This is a genomic window from Massilia orientalis (assembly GCF_030411975.2).
Classification (GTDB): Bacteria; Pseudomonadota; Gammaproteobacteria; order Burkholderiales; family Burkholderiaceae_D; genus Telluria; species Telluria orientalis.
On record NZ_JASNRB020000006.1, the window covers coordinates 201,955 to 222,143 of the forward strand.

19 protein-coding genes are annotated in these 20,189 nt (G+C 67.5%); 7 read left to right on the forward strand and 12 right to left on the reverse strand.

The genetic code is table 11. The features are described 5' to 3' along the window. Positions 1 to 3: 3 nt before the first annotated feature. Positions 4 to 702, reverse strand: coding sequence for an aspartate/glutamate racemase family protein (locus tag QPK29_RS11450; protein WP_371768337.1), 699 nt, complete (start codon positions 700 to 702; stop codon positions 4 to 6). A 124-nt stretch (positions 703 to 826) separates the two neighbouring features. Between QPK29_RS11450 and QPK29_RS11455 the strand changes: the two genes are divergently transcribed. Both QPK29_RS11455 and QPK29_RS11460 read left to right on the forward strand, forming a co-directional pair. Continuing rightward, positions 827 to 1,363 carry a pyridoxamine 5'-phosphate oxidase family protein gene (locus tag QPK29_RS11455; protein ID WP_371768338.1) on the forward strand — a complete coding sequence of 179 codons (537 nt, stop codon included), beginning with the start codon at positions 827 to 829 and terminating at the stop codon, positions 1,361 to 1,363. Positions 1,364 to 1,495: 132 nt separating this feature from the next. Continuing rightward, positions 1,496 to 3,376 (forward strand): OmpA family protein, encoded by a 1,881-nt coding sequence (locus QPK29_RS11460; RefSeq protein WP_371768339.1) that lies wholly within the window; start codon positions 1,496 to 1,498, stop codon positions 3,374 to 3,376. 40 nt (positions 3,377 to 3,416) lie between these two features. Here the strand turns inward: QPK29_RS11460 and QPK29_RS11465 are convergent, their stop codons facing one another. Further along, entirely contained in the window at positions 3,417 to 4,310 is an 894-nt protein-coding gene (locus QPK29_RS11465) for a LysR family transcriptional regulator (protein ID WP_371768340.1), read from the reverse strand. Between the two features lie 103 nt (positions 4,311 to 4,413). On the opposite strand from QPK29_RS11465, the gene QPK29_RS11470 reads away from it, so the two are divergent. Beyond that, a complete protein-coding gene (locus QPK29_RS11470; RefSeq protein ID WP_056135554.1) occupies positions 4,414 to 5,013 on the forward strand; it encodes a glutathione S-transferase family protein in 600 nt (199 codons plus the stop codon). Positions 5,014 to 5,020: 7 nt separating this feature from the next. Continuing rightward, positions 5,021 to 5,911, forward strand: a complete 891-nt coding sequence (locus tag QPK29_RS11475) for a pyridoxamine 5'-phosphate oxidase family protein (protein WP_371768341.1) — start codon at positions 5,021 to 5,023, stop codon at positions 5,909 to 5,911. Between the two features lie 91 nt (positions 5,912 to 6,002). Here QPK29_RS11475 and QPK29_RS11480 read toward each other — a convergent pair whose 3' ends face one another. Both QPK29_RS11480 and QPK29_RS11485 read right to left on the reverse strand, forming a co-directional pair. Further along, positions 6,003 to 7,049, reverse strand: a complete 1,047-nt coding sequence (locus tag QPK29_RS11480; protein WP_371768342.1) for an L-dopachrome tautomerase-related protein — start codon at positions 7,047 to 7,049, stop codon at positions 6,003 to 6,005. A 23-nt stretch (positions 7,050 to 7,072) separates the two neighbouring features. Continuing rightward, positions 7,073 to 8,200 (reverse strand): DNA topoisomerase IB, encoded by a 1,128-nt coding sequence (locus tag QPK29_RS11485; RefSeq protein WP_056329431.1) that lies wholly within the window; start codon positions 8,198 to 8,200, stop codon positions 7,073 to 7,075. 95 nt (positions 8,201 to 8,295) lie between these two features. On the opposite strand from QPK29_RS11485, the gene QPK29_RS11490 reads away from it, so the two are divergent. Beyond that, on the forward strand, positions 8,296 to 8,595 hold the full coding sequence (locus QPK29_RS11490; RefSeq protein ID WP_056135542.1) for a hypothetical protein: 300 nt from the start codon (positions 8,296 to 8,298) through the stop codon (positions 8,593 to 8,595). A gap of 35 nt (positions 8,596 to 8,630) precedes the next feature. Here the strand turns inward: QPK29_RS11490 and QPK29_RS11495 are convergent, their stop codons facing one another. The 5 genes from QPK29_RS11495 to QPK29_RS11515 form a co-directional block, all read right to left on the reverse strand. Next, the gene (locus QPK29_RS11495; RefSeq protein ID WP_371768343.1) at positions 8,631 to 10,247 is read right to left on the reverse strand and encodes a Na+/H+ antiporter; all 1,617 of its coding nucleotides are present in this window, start codon (positions 10,245 to 10,247) and stop codon (positions 8,631 to 8,633) included. 96 nt (positions 10,248 to 10,343) lie between these two features. Beyond that, positions 10,344 to 10,694 carry a hypothetical protein gene (locus QPK29_RS11500; RefSeq protein WP_371768344.1) on the reverse strand — a complete coding sequence of 117 codons (351 nt, stop codon included), beginning with the start codon at positions 10,692 to 10,694 and terminating at the stop codon, positions 10,344 to 10,346. A 74-nt stretch (positions 10,695 to 10,768) separates the two neighbouring features. Beyond that, the gene (locus QPK29_RS11505; RefSeq protein WP_371768345.1) at positions 10,769 to 11,098 is read right to left on the reverse strand and encodes a peptidoglycan recognition protein family protein; all 330 of its coding nucleotides are present in this window, start codon (positions 11,096 to 11,098) and stop codon (positions 10,769 to 10,771) included. A gap of 105 nt (positions 11,099 to 11,203) precedes the next feature. Next, positions 11,204 to 13,444 carry a hybrid sensor histidine kinase/response regulator gene (locus QPK29_RS11510; RefSeq protein WP_056135530.1) on the reverse strand — a complete coding sequence of 747 codons (2,241 nt, stop codon included), beginning with the start codon at positions 13,442 to 13,444 and terminating at the stop codon, positions 11,204 to 11,206. A 4-nt stretch (positions 13,445 to 13,448) separates the two neighbouring features. After that, positions 13,449 to 14,618 carry a pyridoxal phosphate-dependent aminotransferase gene (locus QPK29_RS11515; RefSeq protein ID WP_371768346.1) on the reverse strand — a complete coding sequence of 390 codons (1,170 nt, stop codon included), beginning with the start codon at positions 14,616 to 14,618 and terminating at the stop codon, positions 13,449 to 13,451. A 200-nt stretch (positions 14,619 to 14,818) separates the two neighbouring features. Between QPK29_RS11515 and QPK29_RS11520 the strand changes: the two genes are divergently transcribed. Then, complete coding sequence (locus QPK29_RS11520; protein ID WP_371768347.1) at positions 14,819 to 15,178, forward strand: hypothetical protein; 360 nt, start codon at positions 14,819 to 14,821, stop codon at positions 15,176 to 15,178. 52 nt (positions 15,179 to 15,230) lie between these two features. Next, positions 15,231 to 15,836, forward strand: a complete 606-nt coding sequence (locus tag QPK29_RS11525) for an isochorismatase family protein (protein ID WP_056135522.1) — start codon at positions 15,231 to 15,233, stop codon at positions 15,834 to 15,836. 77 nt (positions 15,837 to 15,913) lie between these two features. Here QPK29_RS11525 and QPK29_RS11530 read toward each other — a convergent pair whose 3' ends face one another. From QPK29_RS11530 to QPK29_RS11540, 3 genes are read right to left on the reverse strand one after another with little or no spacing between them, the layout of a single operon-like run. Beyond that, positions 15,914 to 17,416, reverse strand: a complete 1,503-nt coding sequence (locus QPK29_RS11530) for a tetratricopeptide repeat protein (RefSeq protein WP_371768348.1) — start codon at positions 17,414 to 17,416, stop codon at positions 15,914 to 15,916. Between the two features lie 4 nt (positions 17,417 to 17,420). Further along, a complete protein-coding gene (locus QPK29_RS11535; RefSeq protein ID WP_371768349.1) occupies positions 17,421 to 19,676 on the reverse strand; it encodes a xanthine dehydrogenase family protein molybdopterin-binding subunit in 2,256 nt (751 codons plus the stop codon). Next, positions 19,673 to 20,155, reverse strand: a complete 483-nt coding sequence (locus QPK29_RS11540) for a (2Fe-2S)-binding protein (protein ID WP_056135516.1) — start codon at positions 20,153 to 20,155, stop codon at positions 19,673 to 19,675. The genes QPK29_RS11535 and QPK29_RS11540 overlap by 4 nt, the downstream gene beginning before the upstream one ends. Between the last annotated feature and the right edge of the window lie 34 nt (positions 20,156 to 20,189).

Sequence of the window (20,189 nt, forward strand, 5' to 3'; positions counted from 1 at the left end):
CGGTCACCCCAGCGCCAGCGCGACGGCCGCCTCGGCATGCAGCCCCGTCGTGTCGTACAGCGGCACGGGGCTGTCCCCGGGCCCGACGAGCAGCATGATCTCCGTGCAGCCGAGGATGATCGCTTCCGCGCCGGCCGCGACGAGGCGCCGGATCACGCCGCGGTAGGCCTCGCGCGACGCCGCTTCGACGCGTCCCTGCACGAGCTCCTCGTAGATGATGCGGTGGACCGTGGCGCGATCGTCCGCATCGGGCACGAGCACGTCCAGGCCGTGCTTGTCGGCCAGCCGGCCTTTATAAAAATCCTGTTCCATCGTGAAGGCGGTGCCCAGCAGGCCGATGCGCTTGTAGCCGGCAGCCTTGATGCGCGCGGCCGTCGGGTCGGCGATGTGCAGCAGGGGCAAGTCCACGGCGGCCTCGATCTGCGGCGCCGCCTTGTGCATCGTGTTCGTGCAGATGACGAGGAAGTCGGCGCCGCCGCGCTGCAGCCGCCGTGCCGCCTCGATCATCTGTTCGGCCGCGTCGTCCCACCGGTCTTCGCGCTGCAGGACGGCGATGTCGTCGAAGTCGAACGACCACATGAGGCAGCGCGCGGCGTGCAGGCCGCCGAGACGGTCGCGCACGCCCTCGTTGACGAGGCGATAGTATTCGGCCGAGCTTTTCCAGCTCATCCCGCCCAGCATACCGATGATCTTCTGCGTCATGCGTATCCCCTGTCGATGTCGAGCCGTCCAGTATAACGAGGCTTGTGCGGCCGCGCACAGACGCCGCGGCCGGCGGACCGGATCATGCGCGACGACACGGCCATCCCGGCCGATGGAGGGGACCATGGACTCGATCAACCGCAACCAGGCCGAAACGAATCGCCGCGACCTGAGCGGCAGCGAAGCGATCAAGCGTGTGAAGGACATGACGATTGACGCGGACACCTGCTTCTTCTGCACGGCGGGCAGCACCGGCTCGACGAACGGCGTGCGCCCGATGAGCGTGCGCAAGGCGGACGACGCCGGCAACCTGTGGTTCCTGAGCGCGAACGACAGCCACAAGAACCACGAGCTCGCGGCCAACCCGGCCGTCAAGCTGTACTTCCAGCGCGATGCGCACGCGGGCTTCCTGGAACTGGAAGGCCGCGCCGAGATCCTGGAAGACCGCGCCCGCATCCACGACCTGTGGAATCCGATGCTGAAGACGTGGTTCACGGAAGGGGAGGACGACCCGCGCATCAGCGTCATCAGGTTCACGCCGCAATCCGGTTACTACTGGGACAACAAGCACGGCAACCTCGTCGCGGGCGCCAAGATGACGGTGGGGGCGCTCGTCGGCAAAACGCTCGACGATTCGATCGAAGGGCGGTTGATGTTCTGAGCTTAATAATTCACAACGGTGGGATTTGTTGCAATTGAGAATGTTGTTATATTGAAATAATGATAAAATTTGCTTATCTAAATTTCATGTCCAAGCCGCCAACGGTCCGGCGGCTGGACGCCATCCATTCTCATGAGTCCGCACGAACCTGCTCCGCCTCGCATCCGACATTTTTCGCGAAAGCATACCGCCAAGAAGAGCGTTCCTGAAGAAGTCTGGCTGCTCGCCTACATAAAGAAAAATCCTTTTCAGTCCGGTGCGGCGTTAGCCACGCTATATGGTGTGTTAGTCATTTTTGCCTACCACTTTCATATCGAGTATTTCCCGAGCTTTGACCTCAAGTCGTTGGCGAGTACGGTATTTGCTGCTGCCTACACGGCATTGTGTACCTTGGTCGTCTTCAGTCTCAGTCTGTTTGCACCGGCCTATGTCATCGGGACCTGGGGATTGGATGAGCACCTCGGACATGAGCAGAAGGATAGCGGCGGGTTGCGAAAGCGGATTTTCGAATGCTTCTTCCTGGCATTCGCTATTTTCCTGACGGTTTGCGGAATATTCTTCATTGTCGTCGACAACAAGATGCCGAGTTGGCTGCTGCTGCCCGCCCTGCCTGTCGTGACGACTGCATGGATTGTCATTGGGCACTTCCTGAAGAAGCTTTTCGGCGCGGGGAAAACGAATGGCGATGCGCCCACGACGCCGGATAAGGGCATCACGGCAGAAGGCGGCGTATCGCTTACGAAGCCTGAACCGGCTCTCGACCAGGACTCAGCGAAACCGGAAAAAACCGGATCGTTGACCTGGTCGCGTGTTTCGTTCATCTTCATGATGACTTGCGTCGCGGCCATGGAGTTGGTTTCGATGGCAATCCTGTTCAACATGCTGCGCGATTCGCCATACGCGGATAATCCTGCGGACATCTCCCTTACCAGTCTCTTCGTCGGCCTCGCATGGAGCGGCATGATACTTCACGTGATTGGCATCTACCTCGTCAGCGCGTGGCGTATTCCGGATCTCAACCCGAAGCATCGCGTATTTTCGTGCCTGACCGCGTTTGCGGCGCCAGTCATCGTCTCCTTTTTCTTGAACAACCCTGTCCTCTTTTTTGCGCTGACGGCCATGACGACGAAATATGGCAATTTCCGCGCAGCTGAAATGACGGTGACAAACACAGCGTGCCAGATCATCGAGAACGCCGGCGAAAAGCTTTGTGTCAAGCAGAGCGATGGCATGAACAAACTCTGCAATGTGCATGTCCTGTCGCGGATTGGTACAGAAAGCTATCTGCTCGTGTCTTATCCAGGCAAAAAACCGGCGGCCGGGAAGCCCGGGCCAGGTGCTGCGTCTTCCGCAAAAAACGCCGGTGGTGCTTCTCAAAAGGAAGAGGACAAAAAAGAAGTCGACGCCAGCAAGTGGGTGCTTGACGTCTATTTACCGTCCAAGGAAATCCTCGGGATGCGGGTGGACACGACCGTGCGACGTTTCCGCAAGAGCGGCATCGTGAATGGGCTCGGCACCGGGGTGTCCGTCTGCGCAGCCCCGCCTGCGGCACCGCCTGCAGCGCCGCCGGTGCGTCCTGCGCCGCCACCCGAACCAAAAGAGCGGACCGCGCAGCAGTCGCTCAAGACCGAGTTGTTCGAATTCGATAAGTATGTCTTGAAGCCGGATGGGAACGCGTTATTGCAGAAATTCGCCAAGGATTTGGCCGCGACGGACGCATCGACGATGACGCTCAAGGTGATCGGCCATACCGATTCGATCGGTACGCCGTATTACAACTTGCAGCTGTCGCAAATGCGCGCCTTCACCGTGGCAAATTACCTGCAGTCGTATCTGCAAAAACCACCGCACGTCATCAAGCAACTGGACATCGATATCAAAGGCGTCGGCCCATTGCAGCCGAAGGTGGCCGACCTGAATTGTCCAGGTCGAGGTGCCGAGAAAAAACGGATCCACTGTCTTGAGCCCAACCGCCGTGTCGAGGTCGCGGCGACTTGGGAAGCCGGCAAGTAAGTCGTGCAGCGTGACAGGCAGCGGCCTTCGCTCAGGCCAATCAGCGGATCACGTCCAGCGCCGCGAATTCCCGCACCGCGAAGTCGACGAACGCGCGCAGGCGCGGCGCCATGTGGCGGCTGCTGGGCATGACGAGGTGCACCGGGGCCGGTTCCGGCTCGTACGCCACGAGCAGGCGGCGCAGCAGGCCGGTCCGCAGGTCCGGTTCGACCTGGTACGACAGCGCCCGCGCGATGCCGAAGCCGTCGCGCGCGGCCGCCAGCATGGCTTCCGTGTCGTTCATGCGCAGGCGCGGGCTGTAGCGCACCACGTGCTCGCGGCCGTCCGCGCGGAAGCGCCATTCGGCCACGCTGCGCACGGCCGTCGACATGATCAATTCGTGGCCCGCGAGGTCGGCCGGGACGAGGGGAATGCCGCGCCGGTCGAGGTAGGCGGGGCTCGCTACCGTCACGCGCCGCACCTCGCCCAGCCGGCGCGCGACGAGGCTCAGGTTGGCCAGCGCGCCGATGCGCAGCGCGGCGTCGATCCCTTCCTCGATCAGGTCGACATTGCGGTCGGACAGCGTCAGGTCGACCTGGATGTCCGGATGCAGCGCGAGGAAGCGCGTGACGACCGGCGCCACGTGGCGCCGGCCGAACACGGTGGGCGCCGTGAGCCGCAGCAGGCCGCGCGGGGTGCCGGCGCCGGGCGGCTGCAGCGCGGCGTCGTAGTCCGCCAGCAGGCGGCGCGCCTGTTCCGCGAGGCGCAGGCCCGTTTCCGTCGGCGTGAGGCGGCGCGTGCTGCGTTCGAACAGCCGGGCGCCGGCGCGGTTTTCCAGCGTCCCCAGGATGCGCGTGACGGCCGCGGGCGAGCGGCCCAGCTTGCGCGCGGCGGACGCCATGCTGCCCGCGTCGAGGATGGCGATGAACACGTGCAGCTCGTCGAGTCGGTCCATGATTATTGCGAGAGGTGGAATACTGAATTGCCATTATGCCGGATTCCGGTATGAATGATCCGGCACTACGATGCATGGACCGACAATCACCAGAGAGACGACCATGACCCGCATCCTCCACGGCACTCGCCTGTCCGGCCACGCGCACCGCGCCCGGCTGTTCCTGCACCTGCTCGACCTGACCTACGAATTCGCCGACAGCCCGGCCGACGTGCGCAACTCCGCCGCGTTCCGCGCCATGAATCCGCTGGGCCAGATCCCGGTGCTGCAGGATGGCGACGTGGTGCTGGCCGACAGCAACGCCATCCTCGTCTACCTCGCGAAGCGTTACGCGCCGGGCAGCGCCTGGCTGCCGGAAGACCCCGTCGGCGCGGCCCGCGTACAGCGCTGGTTGTCGCAGGCGGCGGGCGAGATCATGTTCGGCCCGGCCGCCGCGCGCGTGTCCGCCCGGTTCTACGACACCGGCGTGCCGGCCCCGCTGTCGCAGGCGCTGGCCGCCCGCGTGCTGGGCCTGATGGAAGGCGAGCTGGCCGCGCGCGACTGGCTCGCCGGCGCCGCGCCCACGATCGCGGACGTCGCGTGCTACAGCTATGTCGCGCACGCGCCGGAAGGCGGCATCGCGCTCGATCCGTATGCGCGGGTGCGCGCCTGGATCGCCCGCGTGGAAGCGCTGCCGGGCTTCGTCGCGATGCCGGGGGAGTGAGGCGATCATGGATGGCGACCGTATCCCGCTGCCGTTCCACAAAGGCGAGTTGAGCGCGCAGGCGCTGGCCGGCGTCGACCCGTTCAACGCGCCGATCCGCAACCGCATGCCGGACCAGCACCGGACCTTCTTCCCGCTGCTGCCGTTCGTGGCCCTGGCCGTCGCGGACGACGAAGGCTGGCCGCTCGCTACCCTCGTGCAGGGGCCGCCCGGATTCGCCAGCTCGCCCGACCCGGCGCGCCTCGACGTGGCCGCGCTGCCGTCGCCCGACGATCCCGTGCGGGCGCGGCTGGCGGCCGGTGCACGGGTCGGCATGCTCGGCATCGACCTGGGCACGCGCCGGCGCAACCGGCTGAACGGCGTCGTCGCGGCACTGGGCGCCGCCGGATTCGCGGTCGACGTCGCGCAGTCGTTCGGGAACTGCCCGCGCTACATCCACGTCCGCGCGCTACAGCCGGTCGAGCGCACGGCCGGCCCGGTGACGGCATTCGATGCCGACCTGCCGGCACGGGCGCGCGCGATGCTGGCGCAGACGCCCACGCTGTTCGTGGCCAGCGCCAGCGGCGCCGATGCGCAGGACGGTGCCGCGGGCCTGGACATGTCGCACCGCGGCGGCCCGGCCGGCTTCGCGCGGCTGGATGGCGACGTGCTGGTCGTGCCGGATTACGCGGGCAACCGGTACTTCAACACGCTCGGCAATTTTCTGGTGGAGCCGCGCGCGGCGATCGTGGTGGCCGATTTCGCGACCGGCGACGTGCTGCAGCTGCAGGGCGTCGTCGAGGTGGACTGGGAAGCGGCGGCGCCGGAGCGCATGCCGCCGGTGGAGCGGACGTGGCGGTTCCGGATTGTGCGGGGGTGGTTGCGGGAGCGGGCGTTTGGTCTGGCCGACACACCATAGACCGTCGTTCCCGCGCAGGCGGGAACCTAATTTGTACGCACTGGGGTAACGCTTGCAACATTGGGTCCCCGCCTTCGCGGGGACGACGTGGTTACGTAGCGGACCCGGTCAATTTCCACAACTGGGTCGGCAACGCCGCCGGCGCCTCCGGCTTGAAGAACGCGGAATCCTGGATGTGCGACGTGGTCACGTAGATCGTCCCGTCCGGCCCCTGGCTGAACGTATCCGGCCAGCGCAGCCGCTCGTCCTGCACGACGATGCGCGCCTGCGCCGACGGGCCTTCGGACAGGTCGCGCACCTTGATCGCATCGTCCTGCACGGACGTCAGGTACATGAGCTCCGTGCCGCGCGCGATGAGGAGGCCGTCGTTGACCCCGTTCTTCCCGTACGATTCGACCTGTCCGCCGATGTCCTCGCCCAGCAAGCCGGCGCCGGTGAGGGCGGCGGTCGGGATGCGATACAACTCGTCGCCCTTGATCGCCTGCCAGTACAGGTACTTGCCGTCGCCGGACAGCTCGATGCCGTCCGCCGAGAATTCCACGCCGCGGCCATCCGGGCGGCGCAGGACCTTGCCGTCAGCCGTCACGTTCAAGCCTTTTTTCATCTGCGTGGACGGGTGGCCGTCCAGCACGCGCACCGTCTTGCCGGACGCGATGTCGACGACGAGCAGCGCGCCCCGCACGCCGGAATCGGTGATGTACGCGACCTTGCCGTCGTTCGAGAAGCGCACGTCGTTCAGGTAGGAGCCTTGCGGCGCGGCGTCCTCGTCGAACGCGATCGTCTGCGTCACCTTGTCGGTCGCGAGGTCGATGCGCACGAGCTTCGCGCCGCCGGCCACCAGGTGCGCCTGCGCCGGCGCGGCCGGGTCGAGCACCCACAGGCTGCCGCGCCGGTCGGCGACGACGCTCTGCACGCACACCCAGTGGTCGTGCGGCGTCACCTCGTCCTTCTTCGCGTTGCGCCAGCCGTTCCACGCTTCGTCCGGATACGGCCGCACCCCGCCATCCTTCAATTCGGCGACGGACACCTCGGTGTCCTCGGTCCAGCGGGGGAAGTTGACGAAGATGCGGCCGTCCTCGGCGACGGTCACACCCGTCACCTGGTGGCCGAAATCGGCGACGAGTTCGATGTTGCTCATGGGGTTCCTTTCGTTGGTTGGATTCACGCGGCGCGCCGCTTCACGGCCAGGTCGTTGGCGGCCGTCTCCTGCGCGAGGCGCCGTTCCAGCATCGCGAGCACGGCCGCTTCTTCGGGCTGCAGGTCCTTCAGGTCTTCGACGAGGCTTTCCTCGGCGCGGGCGCGCAGGCCTTCGAGCATGGTGCCGTCCAGGTAGGCGTCCAGCACGGCCGGGTGCACGTAGCACTTGCGGCAGACGGACGGCGTATTGCCCAGCCGTTCCGCGACGGATTCGATGGCGCGCACGACGTTCTTCTTCGCCTGCGTGTCGGAATCGACGGCTTCGAATTCCTGCAGCGCCATCGCGGCGAGGACGGTCCCGGACCACGTGCGGAAATCCTTCGCCGTGTAATCCTCGCCGGTGATCGTACGCAGGTAGTCGTTCACGTCGCTCGATCCCACCGTGTGCGTTTCGCCGTCTTCGTCGAGGTACTGGAACAGGTCCTGGCCCGGCAGGTCGCGCGTGCGCTGGATGATGCGGGCGAGGCGCCGGTCGTGCACCTTGACGTCGTGATACACACCGCTCTTGCCGCGGAAGCGGAACTCGACTTCGCTGCCGTCGATCCTGACGTGGCGGTTGCGCAGCGTGGTCAGGCCGTACGACTTGTTCTCGCGGGCGTATTCGTCGTTACCGATGCGCATCATCGTCGCTTCCAGCAGGTAGACGATCGTCGCGAGGACTTTTTCGCGCGGCAGGCCGGGGAGGGCCAGCGCGCGGTCGACTTCCTTGCGGATCTGCGGCAGCGCCTTGCCGAACTTGATCATCCGTTCGTACTTGACCTCGTCGCGCACCTCGCGCCATTTCGGGTGGTAGCGGTACTGCTTGCGCCCGCGCGCGTCGCGGCCCGTCGCCTGCAGGTGGCCGTTGGCCTGCGGGCAGATCCACACGTCCGTCCACGCGGGCGGGATCGCCAGCGACTTGATGCGCTTGAGGGTGGGCTCGTCCTCGACCGGTTCGCCCTTCGCGTCGAGGTAGCGAAAGCCGTCCTTGACCGGCTCGCGCAAGATACCCGGGCGGTCGTCGTGGACGTAGCGCAGGCCCGCGGCCCTGGCGGCGGCAGGCGGATCGGTGTTCGGCACCGGGTCGGAAGGTATCTGGTCTGCGCTCTTCATCGGGGACTCGCAAGGTGGGCTGGCCCCAGTCTACGCCGGCGCCGGGCGCGCACCGTTCGGGAACTAACGTAGCGCAGGCCCGTTAGAATGGCGCCATGCCGAGCAAAACGCCCATCTTCCCCGGGCCGCGCACCGCGCGCGGCCTCGTCCTCGCCGTCCTCCTGTCCAACGCCGACCAGGCGGGCGCCGAGCCGCTGCGCGGCCGCGTAACGCTGGCCGCCATCGTCCGCGCGCTCAAGCGCAAGTACCACTGGCCGATCGAGACGACGAGTTTTCCTTCCAACGCGCCGGACGGCCGCGCCACGTGGGCCACCGTGTACAGCCTGCCGCCCGACGTCATCGCGAAAGCGCTCGACGAGCGGGGGCGCGACTGGCTGAAGAGCAGCCGCGGCTAGCCTCGCTGCTCAGTCCTGCTGCTCAGTTTTGATGCTCAGTTTTTCTGATAACGCGCTTCGAGCAAGTCGATCTGGCGCAGCAACCGGCGCGCCGTCTCGTCCGAGATGTCCGTGCGGCGCGCGAGGCGCAGCACCGTGTCGCGCTCCGCGTTCAGCGCGAGCAGCCGGTAGCTGCGCTCCGTGCGCCTGAGCGCCTGCGCGTCGCCATTGCCGCCCACGGCGTCGGTCGCGTTCAGGCGGTGCCGGTACAGCCGCAGCACGTGGGCCACGGCCCGGCTGCCGTCCTCGCCGTCCTCCTTCTCCGCCCGTTCCAGCGCGGCGATGGCCGCCAGCGTGGCCGCGTGGCGCGCGTCGTCCTCGCTGCACTTCGCGTCCGGCTCGGCCGGCATCTCCAGGCCGCGCAGCAGGGCGGGCAGCGCGGCGCTGGCGAGCAGCAGCGACACCACGATCACGCTGCTGGCCAGGAAGATCGCCAGGTGACGCGCGGGGAACGGATCGCCGTTCGGCAGCGCGAGCGGCAGGGTCAGCACGCCGGCCATCGTCAGGGCGCCGCGCACGCCCGCCACCGACGTGGCCAGCATCACGCGCAGTTTCGGCTTGAAGACCTGGCGGCCCAGGCGCTTGCGGTTCAGGATCGTCAGCTGCAGCGAAATCCACACCCACGCGAAGCGCAGCAGCACCAGCCCCAGGCTGAACGCGAGCGCGCGGCCGACGAGCCACCACAGATCGTACGGCGTGCCGCCGGCCGGGTGCAGCGCGCCGCGCACGATGTCCGGCAGTTGTTCGCCCAGCAGCACGAACATGGTGCCGTTCAACGTGAATTGCAGCGCATCCCAGATGACGTTGCGGCGGATGCGCGTGCCCGGCGTTGCCCCGCCCGACAATTCCAGGTAGCTCATCGTGATGCCGGCCGCCACGGCCGCGAGGATGCCCGATGCCTCAAGGCGTTCGGCCACGAGGTAGGCGCCGAATGGCGTCAGGAGGTTGATCAGCACCGGGACGCCATCCTCTTCGCCGAAGCGGCGCTGCAGGATGCCGTGCGCCCGCGTGATGGCGAACGTGATCGCGATGCCGGCCGCGATGCCCGCCAGCGCCACCCACAGAAATGTCAGGCTCGCCCGCGCGAGCGAGAAGTGTCCGGTCACGGCCGCGGCGACGGCGAAGCGGAAGCACACGAGGCCACTCGCATCGTTGAGCAGGCTCTCGCCCTCGACGATGTGCATGAGGCGCGGCGGCATCGGCACGCGCGCCGTGATCGACGAGACGGCGACCGGGTCCGTCGGCGCCACGATGGCCGCCAGCGCGAAGGCCACCGCCAGCGGCATCGCGGGGATCATCCAGTGCAGCAGGTAGCCGGCGCCGACGACGGTGAACAGCACGAGGCCCAGCGCGAGTTCCAGGATCGTCGCCTTGTCGCGGAACAGGCCGATCTTGGGTATGCGCCAGCCGTCCACGAACAGCAGCGGGGGCAGGAAGAGCAGGAAAAAGATGTCCGGCTCCAGCGCGATGCCATGGCGGAAAACGCCCGAGATGACGGCGCCCGCGGCGATCTGGATCAGTGGCAGGGGCAGGGCGATGGGCAGCACGCGCGCCACGTAGCCGCTCGCGATCACGGCGAGCAGCATCGCCAGGATGACTTCGACGGTCTCCATATCATCTCCTTTCACGGTCGATGATAAGGGATGGTGCGGATGAAACACGGTACGGTTGCGCGTGCCTACACGTTCAACCAACCCGCCGTGGCCTGATTATTCATCGGCAGGCGGGAAAGCGTCGGCCCGGCAGCGCGGACAATACAGGTATAAGGTTTGACCGTTGCCCAGTTTAAGCGAGCCGGCACGATACTGCTGGATTGCCCAGATACCCCTGACGCCGTTCTTGAAGGTGACTTCTCCGCTCGCATGGCAGGGCGACCAGTCGAGCATATGAAAGTAATCGTGTTCTGAGACTTCGGCCGCTTTGCCGATGTACTCGCGGATTTCCTGATCGCTGAGCTTGAAACCAGAGCATTGCGCCGCAGGTTCACCTGCCGCTGGAGAGATCGCGCCGCTGTTCCGACTGGTGACTGTGCTGATCGGCGGAAGATGTGTCTTGCGCATTATTGGTTCGGTACCAGAACCATCGTCCATTGCTACGGACGCGCTTGCCGTCACGGCCAAGAGGAGTGCAGCGACTACCATGATGCGCTTTCGGCTTCCGTCGGGTTCTTGCGGGAGACGACCGGGTGCCGGAAGATTTCACTCATCGGCACGCCGAAAGTCGAGGTGAGCTCGGCGATCAGCCACTGAAGCGACGCGTTTTGCCGTTCATTCACCGTTTCGTAGACTCCCTGCTCGGCCGGGTTCCGGCTTTTGCCGGCTACCACGGCACCAACGATCTCGATCCCGATGCTGTCGTCGTTCGATTCCCCGTTGACGCCATCAATTTGCAAATAGACATCAGCTGCCATGTTTCTCTCCTCGGTTGCCCATCCGTGATTCTCGACCGGAAGGCACGAGTACATTTATGCGAGATCAGTATCCGCAGATGTTGAGAGAAACCGCGTGGCGATAGTTTTGCAGCATCGTAAGATGGGCTCTCCAGTCCATCAACGCGATACGCAGACGCGTTAACGCCGGATGTTCGCCTCGGCGGCCGCAGCCAGGATATCCGCCAGCTGCATCGTATTCACCGGCTTGACGAGGTAGTGGTCGAACCCGGCCGCCATCGACGTGTCGCGGTCCTGCTGGCGGCCGTAGCCCGTCATCGCGATCAGCGTGGCACCGGCCGCCTGCGGCAGCATGCGCAGGCGCCGCGACAGTTCGTTGCCGTCGAAGTCGGGCAGGCCGATGTCGAGCAGGCAGACTTCCGGCACGAAGGATTTCGCCAGTTCCAGCGCGTCCGTGGCGGAGTACGCGACTTCCACGCGGTGCCCGCCGGAGCGCAGGAACAGCTGCAAGGTGTGGACGGCGTCGACGTTGTCGTCCACGAGGAGGATGCGCAGCGGCACGCCGCCGTCGTGGTGTTCTTCGCCGACGACGGGCGCCGGCGCCAGCACGACGTCCTGCGTGTAGCGGGGCAGGCGTACCGTGAACGTCGAGCCCTTGCCGAGGCCCGCGCTGTAGGCCTTCACTTCGCCGCCGTGCAGTTCCACGAGGCTTTTCACGAGGGCGAGGCCGAGACCGAGGCCGCCCTGCGAGCGGTCCGGCGTGCGCTCGGCCTGGGTGAACAGGTCGAACACGCGTTCGACGAGGGCGGGCTCCATGCCGATGCCGTCGTCGGCCACGGTCAGCACGTAGTCGTTGCCGTCCGCGTCCACGCGCAGGTGGATGGTACCGCCTTCCGGCGTGTACTTGGTCGCGTTGTTGAGCAGGTTCGCGCATACCTGCACGAGCCGCTTGTGGTCGCCCTTGACGTACGCGGGCGCGGGCGGCAGCTCGATCACGACGCGGTGGCGCCGCGCCGCGATCAGCGGGCGGATCTGTTCGGCCGCGTCGTCGACGACGCGCTTGAAGTCCAGCACCTGCGTCGCCAGCGACACGAGGCCGCGCGTCACGCGCGACACGTCGAGCAGGTCGTCGACGAGGCTCGTCATGTGGTCGACCTGGCGCACGATGATGGAACAGGTCTGGGTGATCTGGGCATTATCGGAATGCAGCAGCTTGAGCAGGTGCGCGCCCGTGCTGATCGGCGCCAGCGGGTTGCGCAGCTCGTGCGCGAGCATCGCGAGGAATTCGTCCTTGCGCTGGTCGGCGGCGCGCAGTTCGCGCTCGGCCAGCGAGCGGGCCGTCTCTTTCTTCTGCAGCGCGGCCGCCATGCGGTCCAGCGCCTGGGCCAGGTTGCCGATCTCTTCGTGGCCGTAGGCGATGCCGGAGCGGGCTTCGAGGTCGCCGGCGGCGATGCGCTCGGCGGTGCCCATCAGCTTGCGCACGCGCTGGACGATCAGCACGTCGCCCACGAGCCACGCGGCCAGCATGGCGAGCAGCGTGGTCGCCGCGAGGCCCAGCAGGGACATGATCTGGTCGTGGCGCGCGGCCGACAGGATCGTCTCGGTGGGGATGCCGATCGTGACCGTGTAGTCGGTCAGCGCGGGCGCGCCCACGCGCGCGAACGTGTGCAGGCGCTCGATGCCGTCGTCGCCGCGGACCGTCACGGCGCGCTGGCCGGCCGTGTTCAACGCTTCCTGCATCGCCGGCGACAGCCTGGTGCCGAAGAAGCGTTCCGGATCGGGGCGGCGCGAGATGATGGTGCCGCGCGCATCGGCCGTCGCCAGCACGGAGCCGGGCGGCAGGTTGATGTCGTTGATGAAGGTGTCGAGGCCTTCCAGGTCCATCGCCGCGAACACGACGGCCAGGACTTTCCCGCCGCGGTCGATGACGGGATAGGTGAGGTTGATCGTGTGCTTCTTGATGACGCGGCCGAACACGTAGTCGCCGGCAATGAACCGGCGTTCGGAGATGGCGCGGCGGAAGTGGCTGCGGTCGCCCAGGTTGACGGGGTGGAGCAGGGGGACGGCGCTGCAGGTGACATCGCCGTTGAGCTGGATGAGGCCGAAGTTGACGAAGCCCTCGTTGCGGTCGAGGACGTCGGACAGCAGCGACGTGCATTTCGCCGTGTCGCCCATCAGGTCCGGGACGCTGGCCAGGTCGACGAGGATCTGGCGCGCACCCTCGATCGACTGGGCCTCGTTGGCGGCCGCCATGCCCGTCAGGCGGCGCAGGTTTTCTTCCGATGCCTTGATGGCATGTTCGCGTTCGCGGATCCCGGACAGGATCGTCATCACCGCGAGCGGCGTGATCGCCAGCGCGACCAGCAACATGAGCCGGCTGCGCAGGCTGTTCAGCCGGAAGCGGCTCAAGCCAGATGTCATTTGTCTATCTTCTATCTGCCGCCTTGTGGGCAACAAACGCATTCCCAAATTCGATGATCCTGCGGATGCCTTCGCGCAAGGTCGCCACGTCGTCCGAAATATAGCCGAGCCGGATGTAGCCGGGCACGCCCAGCGCCTCGCCCGGCATGACCGCCACTCTCTGTTCCTCGAGCAGCGCTTCGGCAAAGCCGACCGTGTCCAGCGTCAGGCTGCGCACGTCTCCCCACAGGTACGGACCGGAGGTCGGCGCGTGCATGACGATCCAGGGGACCTCGGCAAACAGCCGCACCGCCAGGTCGCGCCGGTCACGGTAGTCCGCCATCATCGCGCGCGGCGCGCCGGTCGCGAATGCGACCTCCAGCGCCACTTGCGACAAATGCCCGGCGGCCGCCGTGATCGGGCCTTGCAGCGTCTGCATCGCGTTGACCACTTCGGCGGGCGCCAGCGCGAAGCCGACCCGCCAGCCCATCATGGCGTAGCTCTGCGAGGCCGAAAACAGCGTTACCACGCCGATGTCCCGCCAGTCGCACAAGGCCGCCAGGCTGGTGTGTCCGCCTTCGAAGATCAGGTGTTCGTAGCTTTCGTCGACGATCACCCGGGCCCCGATGCGCTCCACCCATGCTCGAAGGTGTTCCAGTTCCCGGCGAGTGTACACCTTGCCGGTGGGATTGTGCGGGTTATTGATGATGACGATGTCCGGCTTGCCGAGGCCATCCAGCAGTGCCGGCGTGATTTCCTCAGGGAGATCGGCCAGGATAGTCCGCAGGCCCAACAGTTGTGACGTAGCAACGTATGCCGGCCAGTGGGGCTTGAAGATCAGGACGGTGTCGTACGGATCGCTCAACGCATACAGCGCTTCGTACAACCCCTGCTTGGCGCCGTTGGTGACGATGATCTCGTCCGCGCCCGCGTCGATGTTGTTTTCCTTTTTCAGCTTGGCCGCCAGCCGCGTCCGCACGTCCAGTGCGCCGACCACGCTCGTGTACGGCATGATCCGCTCGCGCTCGATCGCCGCCGCCACCGCGTCCAGTACCGGCCGCGGCGCGGGAAAGTGCGAAATGGCGATCGAGAAGTCGATCACGGACTCGCCCTGGCTGCGCAACGTTTCCACGCGGCCGTGCATGGCGGTGGTGGCGAGGGGGCGGGAGGAAGCGATCCGGGCAGAAATTTTCATTTTGTTGTTCTCTTGGGATGGTGTTGTTGAAAAGTCATGACGCACGGTGCAACGGCTGGGTGTTGCCTGATTGTACTAAATCGGCAGAACGATGCCGCACTGGTGGAAAATAGCGCGCGGGAAATGGAGGAGCGGCGGGCGCCGCGCGGCGCGGGATTCTGGTACGGTGATTGCAAAGTGAACCATTGCGGGAGGACGCCATGCAGCAACCCATCGTACGCACCTTCAAGCACGTGACGGCCGCCGAACAGGCGCGCGCCGAACTGCTGGCCGCGGGCATCGCGGCCGACGACGTCGCGATCGACGTCCGCATCGACGAGACCGGCCCCGTGCAGGGCAATTTCACCGTCGGCGATTCGCCCGCGGTGACGGGCAAGGCGGCCTATTCGCACACGTACGCGCCGCTGGCGCAGGACGACGTGCGCGACTGCCAGGTCACCGTGAACGCCGCCGACGCCGCGCTGGCCGAGCGGGCCGCCGCGATCCTCGACCGGCACGGCGGGCACGATCCCGATCCGGCCCATGCCGCCGCCATTGCTGCCCGCGAGACGCGCCATTGAGTTTGCGCGACAATAAGGCATCGCGGTCCGCGACCGCTTCCAGGAGAGACGAATGAGTGCCATCCACCTCGACAAGCAGGATGCCCTGCTGATCATCGACATGCAGGTCGACTTCCTGCCCGGCGGGGCGCTCGGCGTGGCGGGCGGCCATGAAGTGGTCGCGCCGATCAACCACCTGATCGAGCTGTACCAGGCACAAGGCCTGCCGATCTTCGCGTCGCGCGACTGGCACCCGCAGGACCATTGCTCGTTCGCGGCGCAGGGCGGACCGTGGCCGCCGCATTGCGTGGCCGGCACGCCGGGCGCCGCATTCGCGGCCGAGCTGGCGCTGCCCGACGATGCCATCGTGATTTCGAAAGCCGACACGGCGGCCGTGGACGCCTATTCCGCGTTCGGCGGCACCGACCTCGCGGCGCAGCTGCGCGCGCGCGGTGTGGAGCGCGTGACGGTGGTGGGTCTCGCCACCGATTACTGCGTGCTGAACACCGTCACGGATGCGCTGGAAGAAGGCTTCGATACGCTTCTCGTGCCGGAAGCGATGCGCGCCGTCGACGTGAACCCGGGCGACGGCCGCCGCGCGCTCGACCGCATGGTCGCGCGCGGAGCGGTGCCGGTGCGGCTGGGCGAGATCGGGATGGTCGCACTCTCCGTCGCCTGATTCGGACGCCGGTGCGCGTGGACGGCGTGGTGCGGCTGGGCGCGAGCGACAGCGGCCCGGGCGTGGCGGCCGCCTGATTACGCCGCGCGCAGCAGCACGAGGTGGCCGGCGATGCCGCGGCCGTGATCCTCGCGCAATACCGCGTGCGCCGCCGCGAGGACCTCGAAGCCGGCCGCCTGCGCGGTCCGCCGCACGTAATCGAGCGCATGCGCGAACCGGTTCGACGGCTGGAGCGCGAAACCGCGATCGTCCTCGCCGAGCGCTTCGCACGACAACGCGAACAGGCCGCCCGGACGCAGCGCGCGCCGCACCCGCGCGAACAGCGGCGCGAGGTCGCCGAGGTACACCAGCACGTCGGCCGCGACGGCGAGGTCGCACGAGGCGGGACGCTCCGCCAGCCAGTCGGCGATGTCGGCACAGGCCAGGTCATCGTACAGGTCCAGTTCCGCCGCCTTGTCCAGCATGCGCTGCGACAGGTCGACGCCGGTGACGTGGCGCGCCAGCGGACGCAGGAAAGTCGCGCACAGTCCCGTGCCGCAGCCGAGGTCCAGCGCGGCATCCAGCGGCGGCGCCGCCAGGTGCGGACGGAGCAGGGCGTCCAGCAGCGCCGGCGTGCGGTAGCCGAGGACGTCGACGAGGTGGCGGTCGAACCGGCCCGCGTACTGGTCGAACAGGTGTTTCACGTAGTCGGCCGGCGCCGCATCCGGCTGCTCCGCCTCGCCCAGCGCCGCCAGTGAAAACCGGATCTCGTCCGCATCCGCGCCCAGGTCGAGCGCGCGCCGGTACGACGCCACGGCCGCGTCGCGCTGCCCCAGTCCGCGCAGCGTGTTCGCCCGATAGTGCTCGGCCAGCGCGTAGTCGGGCCGCACGGCCAGCGCCCGTTCGTAGCTGTGCAGGGCGGCCGCAAGGTCGCCCGATTTCTTCAGCGCCGCGCCGCGCGCGCACCAGGTGTCGGCCTGCGGGGCCAGCGCGAGCGCGCTGTCGTACGCATCGACGCTGTCCGCGTGGCGGTCCAGCGCCTGCAGTGCGTGGCCCAGCGCGACGAAGGCGTCCGCATACGCGGGCCGCATGGCGAGCGCTTGTTCGGCGCTCGCGACGGCATCCGCATGGCGTCCCAGGTCGTGCAGTGCGATGGCGCGGTGGCACCATGCGTCGGCCAGCGCCGGGGCGATGCCGAGGGCGCGTTCGTAGCTGTCCAGCGCGTCGGCCAGGCGGCCGAGCCGGCGCAGCGTGTTGCCGCGGTTGTCCCAGGCGAGCGCATAGCCCGGATCGAGGCGCAGCGCCGCTTCGTAGTTGGCGAGCGCGGCATCGGTGCGGCCGAGGTCCTGCAGCGCGGCGCCCAGGTTGCAATGGGCGCGCGCCTGCTGCGGGTCGATCCGCAGCGCTTCCTCGATCAGTTCCACGGCACGGCCGGGATGCCCGCGCTGGCGCTCGATCACGCCCAGCAGGTGCAGCGCGTCGAACTGGCGCGGGTCGAGCTCCAGCACGCGCCGGTACAGGGCCTGCGCCTGCTCGAGCCGGCCCTGCTGGTGCAGGCGGACGGCCTGGCCCAGCAGGTTGGACGCGTCTTCCACCGTCACCCGGTCAGCTCCAGGACAGGTCCGCCTTCGACAGCGGCAGCTCGCGCACGCGCTTGCCGGTGGCGGCGAAGATCGCGTTGCAGACGGCCGGCGCCAGCGGCGGGAACACGGGTTCGCCCAGGCCCGTGACGGGGTAGTCCGTCTTGAGGAAGTGCGTCTCGATCTTCGAAGGCGTGTCCGGCATGCGCAGCAGGGCGTAGTCGTGGAAGTTGCTCTGCACGATGCGGCCCTTGTCGATGTCGAGCGCCGGATACATCAGCGTGGACAGGCCGTCGATGACGGAGCCCTGCACCTGGTTCTCGGCGCCGGACAGGTTGACGATCTGCGCGCCGATGTCGGCGACGACGACGACGCGGTCCACGCGCAGCCGGCCTTCCTTCGACACCGTCACCTCCGCCACCTCAGCGACATAGCCGCGGTGGCTGAAGTGGAAGGCGATGCCGGCGCCCTGGCCGCGCGCGAACTTGCGCTGGCCCCAGCCGGATTTTTCCGCGACGGCCTTCAGCACGTTGCGCATGCGGCCCACGTTGTACGGGACGCCGCGTTCTCCCGTGCCGGCCACCAGGTCCTTGTCGCCGAGGAGGTCCAGGCGGAAGGCGAGGGGATCGCGCCCGGCCGCATGGGCCAGTTCGTCGATGAAGCTGTGGAACACCCACGCGAACACGTTGCTGCCCGGCGCGCGCCACGGCCCCATCGGGATGCGGCATTCGAGCGGCGTCTGCTCGATCAGGCAGTTTGCGAGCCAGCGGCCGGGGAATTCGTCGCCAGACAGGTTGCCGCCGCTGCCCGGCTGCAGCACGCTCGCGCTGCCGCCGTCGCTTTCCTTCTTCTCGATGCGGTTGGCGAACGTGACGAAGTGGTCGTGCCAGGCGACGACCTTGCCTTGCTCGTCCACGCCGCCGCGCAGGAAGTGGAAGCCGCCGGCGCGGAAATGGTCGTGCTGCAGGTCGTCCTCGCGCATCCACGTCAGCTTGACGGGCGCTTTCACCTTCTGCGCGATCGCGGCCGCCTCGACGATGAAGTCGGACGACAGGCGGCGCCCGAAGCCGCCGCCGCTGCGCGTGATGTGGAGCAGGATCTTGTCTTTCGGGATGTTGAAGGTCGTGGAGACGAGGGCCTGGCCCGCGCCCGGATTCTGCGTCGGCGCCCACAGTTCGAGGGTACCCTCGGCCGGCTTGAACCATGCCGTGCAGTTCTGCGGTTCCATGCTCGCGTGCGAGATGAACGGGTAGACGTAGTTCGCCTCCACCGTGCGCGCGGCGCCCGCGAGGGCCGCATCGACGTCGCCGTCCTTGCGCATCACGGCGGCACCGGGCTGCCCGCTCGCGGCCTGGGCGGCGGCGAGGAAGCCGGCCCAGCTGTGGCGCGCGCCTTCGCCTTCGTCCCACGTCACTTTCAGGTTCTTGCGGGCGCGGAACGCGTTCCACGTCGAGTCGGCGACGATCGCGACGCCGGGCCGCAGGCCGTTCAGGTTTTCCGTGCCCTCGACGAGGAACGCGGCCTTCACGCCGGGCATGCGCTTGATGGCGTCCAGGTTCGCCTCGACGGGACGGCCGCCCGGCACGGGGCATTTCACGTACGTCGCGTACAGCATGCCGGGCAGGTGCGTGTCGATGCCGAACAGCGGCTGGCCGCTGACGACGAGCGCGTTGTCCACGCCGCCCACGCGCGTGCCGAGCAGGCGATAGGTCGCCGGGTCCTTCGGCACGACCTCTTTCGCATCCGGCACGGGCAGCGCGGACGCCGTGCGCACGAGCGCGCCGTAGCCCAGCTTGCGGCCGCTGGCGCCGTGCACGACGGCGCCGTCCGCGGCCCGGCATTCCGCTGCCGGCACGTTCCACGTCCGCGCGGCGGCGCGTACGAGCATCATGCGCGCGGTGGCGCCGAGGCGGTGGAAGTTGTCGTAGTTGGTCGGCGTCGACGTCGAGCCGCCGGCGCCCTGCGATCCATAGATCGGGTTCAGGTCGCCCTGCACGACGCGGACCGATTTCCAGTCGACCTCGAGTTCTTCGGCCAGCACCATCGGCAGCGACGTCTTGATGCCCTGGCCGATTTCCGGCTGCTTGGAGACGAGCGTCACGCGGCCGTCCGTGCCGATGCGGATGAACGCGTTCGGGACGAAGTCGCCCGCCGCGGGCTCTTGCGCGCCGTTGTCGGCCAGCGCCGCGATGGCGCCGCTCGCCTGCACGCCCAGCAGCAGGGCAACACCCGCCGACTGGCCGAGGAAGCGGCGGCGCGAGGAGGAGGCGGGGCGGCTCATGCTTTCCCCTTGTCGCCGGTCGCGGCAATGTCCGCGGCCCGGTGGATGCCCGCGCGGATGCGGACGTAGGTCGCGCAGCGGCACAGGTTGCCGGCCATCGCGTCGTCGATCTGGGCGTCGGTCGGCTTCGGATGCTGTTTGAGGAGGGCGCACGCCGTCATGATCTGGCCGGCCTGGCAGTAGCCGCACTGCGGCACGTCGAGCTCGGTCCAGGCCTGCTGCAGCGGATGCATCGCGCGGGCATCGAGGCCCTCGATCGTGGTGATGCGGCGCTTGCCGATGCTGCTAACCGGCAATTGGCAGGCGCGGGCCGGCTGGCCGTCCACGTGCACGGTGCAGGCGCCGCAGGCGCCGATGCCGCAACCGTATTTCGTGCCGACGAGGCCGAGGGTATCGCGCAGCGCCCACAGCAGCGGGGTATCCGCTTCGACGTCGACGGCCCGGGCCTTGCCGTTGACGTTCAGTGTGTATTTACTCATGTCCTCGTGGGATGGGTTGGGATTGCCAAAGCTG

Coding starts and splice junctions, on each gene's coding strand:
- QPK29_RS11485 (WP_056329431.1), bottom strand. CDS start 8,200: ATGAAGAGCGCAGACCAGATACCTTCCGACCCGGTGCCGAACACCGAT.
- QPK29_RS11475 (WP_371768341.1), top strand. CDS start 5,021: ATGGATGGCGACCGTATCCCGCTGCCGTTCCACAAAGGCGAGTTGAGC.
- QPK29_RS11465 (WP_371768340.1), bottom strand. CDS start 4,310: ATGGACCGACTCGACGAGCTGCACGTGTTCATCGCCATCCTCGACGCG.
- QPK29_RS11455 (WP_371768338.1), top strand. CDS start 827: ATGGACTCGATCAACCGCAACCAGGCCGAAACGAATCGCCGCGACCTG.
- QPK29_RS11505 (WP_371768345.1), bottom strand. CDS start 11,098: ATGTACTCGTGCCTTCCGGTCGAGAATCACGGATGGGCAACCGAGGAG.
- QPK29_RS11535 (WP_371768349.1), bottom strand. CDS start 19,676: ATGAGCCGCCCCGCCTCCTCCTCGCGCCGCCGCTTCCTCGGCCAGTCG.
- QPK29_RS11540 (WP_056135516.1), bottom strand. CDS start 20,155: ATGAGTAAATACACACTGAACGTCAACGGCAAGGCCCGGGCCGTCGAC.
- QPK29_RS11495 (WP_371768343.1), bottom strand. CDS start 10,247: ATGGAGACCGTCGAAGTCATCCTGGCGATGCTGCTCGCCGTGATCGCG.
- QPK29_RS11480 (WP_371768342.1), bottom strand. CDS start 7,049: ATGAGCAACATCGAACTCGTCGCCGATTTCGGCCACCAGGTGACGGGT.
- QPK29_RS11490 (WP_056135542.1), top strand. CDS start 8,296: ATGCCGAGCAAAACGCCCATCTTCCCCGGGCCGCGCACCGCGCGCGGC.
- QPK29_RS11470 (WP_056135554.1), top strand. CDS start 4,414: ATGACCCGCATCCTCCACGGCACTCGCCTGTCCGGCCACGCGCACCGC.
- QPK29_RS11450 (WP_371768337.1), bottom strand. CDS start 702: ATGACGCAGAAGATCATCGGTATGCTGGGCGGGATGAGCTGGAAAAGC.
- QPK29_RS11525 (WP_056135522.1), top strand. CDS start 15,231: ATGAGTGCCATCCACCTCGACAAGCAGGATGCCCTGCTGATCATCGAC.
- QPK29_RS11510 (WP_056135530.1), bottom strand. CDS start 13,444: ATGACATCTGGCTTGAGCCGCTTCCGGCTGAACAGCCTGCGCAGCCGG.
- QPK29_RS11460 (WP_371768339.1), top strand. CDS start 1,496: ATGAGTCCGCACGAACCTGCTCCGCCTCGCATCCGACATTTTTCGCGA.
- QPK29_RS11500 (WP_371768344.1), bottom strand. CDS start 10,694: ATGCGCAAGACACATCTTCCGCCGATCAGCACAGTCACCAGTCGGAAC.
- QPK29_RS11520 (WP_371768347.1), top strand. CDS start 14,819: ATGCAGCAACCCATCGTACGCACCTTCAAGCACGTGACGGCCGCCGAA.
- QPK29_RS11515 (WP_371768346.1), bottom strand. CDS start 14,618: ATGAAAATTTCTGCCCGGATCGCTTCCTCCCGCCCCCTCGCCACCACC.